General features: G+C 50.9%; 2 tRNA genes and 3 rRNA genes. All 5 read right to left on the reverse strand.

Annotation, left to right across the window (positions count from 1 at the left end):
* Window positions 1-24: 24 nt before the first annotated feature.
* Window positions 25-140 (reverse strand): 5S ribosomal RNA (rrf, locus tag N7974_RS19955).
* Between the two features lie 221 nt (window positions 141-361).
* Window positions 362-3255 (reverse strand): 23S ribosomal RNA (locus N7974_RS19960).
* 389 nt (window positions 3256-3644) lie between these two features.
* Window positions 3645-3720, reverse strand: a tRNA-Ala gene (locus N7974_RS19965).
* A gap of 63 nt (window positions 3721-3783) precedes the next feature.
* Window positions 3784-3860 (reverse strand) — tRNA-Ile (locus N7974_RS19970).
* Window positions 3861-3928: 68 nt separating this feature from the next.
* Window positions 3929-5463: ribosomal RNA gene (locus N7974_RS19975) — 16S ribosomal RNA — on the reverse strand.
* Together the 16S, 23S and 5S rRNA genes with 2 tRNA genes alongside form the textbook arrangement of a ribosomal RNA operon.
* Window positions 5464-5556: the final 93 nt, after the last annotated feature.

Genomic DNA, 5556 nt, shown 5'->3' on the forward strand with positions numbered 1-5556 from the left:
TTATCTTGGGTTTTTAATTTAAGCGCTTGGCAATTCCCTACTTTCGCATGGCAAACTGCCACACTATCATCGGCGCTAAGCGGTTTCACTTCCGAGTTCGGGATGGGATCGGGTGGTTCACGCTCGCTATGGTCACCAAGCAAACTGGTGTCGTCTCAGGCTTTTTACCTGTTGACGGTCTTCGGTATGGCCTTAGCCATGCCGTTGGAAATCTGTAACAATCAGGTCATGCTTTTTCTGCTCTTACTTTTTGTTTGCTTTTTGTTTGTTTTCTATACAGTGATTAGCGATAATCGGCTGGCCAAGACAACTATGACTAGTCATCTCGGTGTATAACACGCCCAAACTGATTGGGTGTTATATGGTCAAGCCTCACGGGCAATTAGTACACGTTAGCTTCACACATTACTGCGCTTCCACACCGTGCCTATCAACCTGGTAGTCTTCCAGGGCCCTTCAGGGGACTCATGGTCCCAGTGAGATCTCATCTTGGGAGGGGCTTCCCGCTTAGATGCTTTCAGCGGTTATCCTGTCCGAACGTAGCTACCCGGCAATGCCATTGGCATGACAACCGGAACACCAGAGGTTCGTCCACTCCGGTCCTCTCGTACTAGGAGCAGCTTCCCTCAAATCTCAAACGCCCACGGCAGATAGGGACCGAACTGTCTCACGACGTTCTGAACCCAGCTCGCGTACCACTTTAAATGGCGAACAGCCATACCCTTGGGACCTGCTTCAGCCCCAGGATGTGATGAGCCGACATCGAGGTGCCAAACACCGCCGTCGATATGAACTCTTGGGCGGTATCAGCCTGTTATCCCCGGAGTACCTTTTATCCGTTGAGCGATGGCCCTTCCATACAGAACCACCGGATCACTATGACCTACTTTCGTACCTGCTCGATGTGTCTATCTCGCAGTCAAGCACCCTTATGCCATTGCACTCATTGCCTGATTTCCGACCAGGCTGAGGGTACCTTCGTGCTCCTCCGTTACTCTTTAGGAGGAGACCGCCCCAGTCAAACTACCCACCAGACACTGTCCCCAATCCAGATAATGGATCCAGGTTAGAACTTCAAATAAACCAGGGTGGTATTTCAAGGTTGACTCCACCAAAACTAGCGTTCCGGCTTCTAAGTCTCCCACCTATCCTACACAAATCGATTCAAAGTCCAGTGTCAAGCTATAGTAAAGGTTCACGGGGTCTTTCCGTCTAGCCGCGGGTATACGGCATCTTCACCGCAATTTCAATTTCACTGAGTCTCGGCTGGAGACAGTGTGGCCATCGTTACGCCATTCGTGCAGGTCGGAACTTACCCGACAAGGAATTTCGCTACCTTAGGACCGTTATAGTTACGGCCGCCGTTTACTGGGGCTTCGATCAAGAGCTTCTCCGAAGATAACCCCATCAATTAACCTTCCAGCACCGGGCAGGCGTCACACCCTATACTTCCTCTTCCGAGTTTGCAGAGTGCTATGTTTTTGCTAAACAGTCGCAGCCACCATTTTATTGCAACCCTCTTCAGCTCCATCCGCAAGGGACTTCACTTACCAAGGGCATACCTTCTCCCGAAGTTACGGTATCATTTTGCCTAGTTCCTTCAGCCGAGTTCTCTCAAGCGCCTTAGAATTCTCATCCCACCCACCTGTGTCGGTTTGGGGTACGGCTACTAGTAACCTGAAGCTTAGAGGTTTTTCTTGGAAGCATGGCATCAATCACTTCGTCTCTCCTAAGAGAGTCTCGTCATCACGTCTCAGAATATAGGTTCCCGGATTTGCCTAAGAACCCTCCCTACTCGCTTAAACTGACACTTCCAACCGTCAGCTGACCTAGCCTTCTCCGTCACCCCATCGCAGTTACTACTAGTGCAGGAATATTAACCTGCTTTCCATCGACTACGCTTTTCAGCCTCGCCTTAGGTACCGACTAACCCTGCGTCGATTAGCGTTGCGCAGGAAACCTTGGGTTTTCGGCGTGGGGGTTTTTCACCCCCATTATCGTTACTCATGTCAGCATTCGCACTTCTGATACCTCCAGCAAACTTCTCAGTTCACCTTCGCAGGCGTACAGAACGCTCCTCTACCGCTCACACCTAAGTGTGAACCCGTAGCTTCGGTACTATGCTTAGCCCCGGTAAATCTTCCGCGCAGACCGACTCGACCAGTGAGCTATTACGCTTTCTTTAAAGGATGGCTGCTTCTAAGCCAACCTCCTGGCTGTCTGGGCCTTTCCACATCGTTTCCCACTGAGCATAGATTTTGGGACCTTAGCTGACGGTCTGGGCTGTTTCCCTTTCCACGACGGACCTTATCACCCGCCGTGTGTCTCCCGTGCTCGAACTTGTTGGTATTCGGAGTTTGCATCGGGTTGGTAAGTCGAGATGACCCCCTAGCCGAAACAGTGCTCTACCCCCAACAGTTATACACGAGGCGCTACCTAAATAGCTTTCGAGGAGAACCAGCTATCTCCGAGCTTGATTAGCCTTTCACTCCGATCCACAGCTCATCCCCGCATTTTTCAACATACGTGGGTTCGGCCCTCCAGTAAGTATTACCTCACCTTCAGCCTGGCCATGGATAGATCGCCCGGTTTCGGGTCTAATCCCAGCGACTAAACGCCCTATTAAGACTCGCTTTCGCTACGCCTCCCCTATTCGGTTAAGCTTGCCACTGAGATTAAGTCGCTGACCCATTATACAAAAGGTACGCAGTCACACCACGAGGGTGCTCCCACTGCTTGTACGCATACGGTTTCAGGATCTATTTCACTCCCCTCTCCGGGGTTCTTTTCGCCTTTCCCTCACGGTACTGGTTCACTATCGGTCAGTAAGGAGTATTTAGCCTTGGAGGATGGTCCCCCCATGTTCAGTCAAAGTTTCACGTGCTCCGACCTACTCGTTTTCACTGTATAGCGTTTTCGTGTACGGGGCTATCACCCTGTATCGCCAGACTTTCCAGACTGTTCCACTAACAACTATACAACTTAAGGGCTAATCCCCGTTCGCTCGCCGCTACTAGGGGAATCTCGGTTGATTTCTTTTCCTCCGGGTACTTAGATGTTTCAGTTCTCCGGGTTCGCTCAATACAGCTATGTATTCACTGTAATGTGACCAACTGATGTTGGCCGGGTTTCCCCATTCGGAAATCCGCGGATCAGGGTTAGTTTGCAAACTCCCCGCGGCTTATCGCATGCTACAACGTCCTTCATCGCCTCTCACTGCCTAGGCATCCACCGTATGCGCTTATTCACTTGACCATATAACCCCAATAAGTCTGTTTTCGCCAACCAATCAGCCAACAGGGTATTTTCTGTTGCCTGATTGGCCGGTTAACAGCATTACGTGTTATACCGATCAGCTTTCTTAATCGCTTTTTTCTGTTTTTGAGAACTCATTCGCGTGCTACTCTGTGGTTGCGCTTTAGTAGCCAGCTTGGCTGATTAATTGCTTAATTGGCCAAGTCTTGTTACTATCCGCTGACACCGTCGCTGCACGCGAACTCGTTGCGTAATCTTGTCACCTTTACAGATCAAGATTACGTTGTTACAGATTTCCAAATTGTTAAAGAGCTATTCGTGTATTCAATAAATACACCAATTCTATAAGGTCTCTGTTGATTCTTAAGTGAATCGAAACGTTATAGAATTGGTGGAGCTAAGCGGGATCGAACCGCTGACCCCCTGCGTGCAAGGCAGGTGCTCTCCCAGCTGAGCTATAGCCCCAGTGTGTCTGGTTTGTGCTTGTTTACATCCCCCGGGCCACATCACGCTTACCTTGCGGCGAGGTGGTGGGCCTGGGTGGACTCGAACCACCGACCTCACCCTTATCAGGGGTGCGCTCTAACCAACTGAGCTACAGGCCCTGGGCTCATACTGCTGCTGATCAAAATAATTTGTTGTGGATACGCATGATGACGATAGACCATCTTTGTAAGGAGGTGATCCAGCCCCAGGTTCCCCTAGGGCTACCTTGTTACGACTTCACCCCAGTCATGAATCACAAAGTGGTGAGCGCCCTCCCGAAGGTTAGACTACCCACTTCTTTTGCAACCCACTCCCATGGTGTGACGGGCGGTGTGTACAAGGCCCGGGAACGTATTCACCGCGACATTCTGATTCGCGATTACTAGCGATTCCGACTTCATGGAGTCGAGTTGCAGACTCCAATCCGGACTAAGACCGGCTTTCTGGGATTTGCTTACTTTCGCAAGTTCGCAGCCCTCTGTACCGGCCATTGTAGCACGTGTGTAGCCCTACCCATAAGGGCCATGATGACTTGACGTCGTCCCCACCTTCCTCCGGTTTATCACCGGCAGTCTCCCTAGAGTTCCCGGCATTACCCGCTGGCAACTAAGGACAAGGGTTGCGCTCGTTACGGGACTTAACCCAACATCTCACGACACGAGCTGACGACAGCCATGCAGCACCTGTCTCAGAGCTCCCGAAGGCACTCTACTATCTCTAACAGATTCTCTGGATGTCAAGGGTAGGTAAGGTTCTTCGCGTTGCATCGAATTAAACCACATGCTCCACCGCTTGTGCGGGCCCCCGTCAATTCATTTGAGTTTTAACCTTGCGGCCGTACTCCCCAGGCGGTCGACTTAATGCGTTAGCTGCGCCACTAATCCTGTAAATAGGACCAACGGCTAGTCGACATCGTTTACGGCGTGGACTACCAGGGTATCTAATCCTGTTTGCTACCCACGCTTTCGTACCTCAGCGTCAGTTTTAGTCCAGGGAGTCGCCTTCGCCACTGGTGTTCCTTCAGATATCTACGCATTTCACCGCTACACCTGAAATTCCACTCCCCTCTACTAAACTCTAGTCCGCCAGTTTCAAATGCAGTTCCCAGGTTGAGCCCAGGGCTTTCACATCTGACTTAACGAACCACCTACGCACGCTTTACGCCCAGTAATTCCGATTAACGCTCGCACCCTCCGTATTACCGCGGCTGCTGGCACGGAGTTAGCCGGTGCTTCTTCTAAAGGTAATGTCAAGCTACCGGGTATTGACCGGCAGGTTTTCCTCCCAATTGAAAGTGCTTTACAACCCTAAGGCCTTCTTCACACACGCGGTATTGCTGGATCAGGCTTTCGCCCATTGTCCAATATTCCCCACTGCTGCCTCCCGTAGGAGTCTGGGCCGTGTCTCAGTCCCAGTGTGGCTGATCGTCCTCTCAGACCAGCTATAGATCGTCGCCTTGGTAGGCCTTTACCCTACCAACTAGCTAATCTAACGCAGGCTCATCTCATAGCGAAAGGTCCGAAGATCCCCTCCTTTCCCCCGTAGGGCGTATGCGGTATTAGCGTGGGTTTCCCCACGTTGTCCCCCACTATAAGGCAGATTCCTACGCGTTACTCACCCGTCCGCCACTCGTCAGCGCCCGAAGGCCTGTTACCGTTCGACTTGCATGTGTTAAGCATACCGCCAGCGTTCAATCTGAGCCATGATCAAACTCTTCAGTTTAAATCAGTTTGCCACTCAATAAGATGAGTAGCCAATCTTGGCTCGACTACAAAACTAAACGTTAAAAATTACTTCTTAATGTGTTGTTCCTGT

Source organism: Methylobacter psychrophilus (genome assembly GCF_025583945.1).
Classification (GTDB): Bacteria; Pseudomonadota; Gammaproteobacteria; order Methylococcales; family Methylomonadaceae; genus Methylobacter_C; species Methylobacter_C psychrophilus.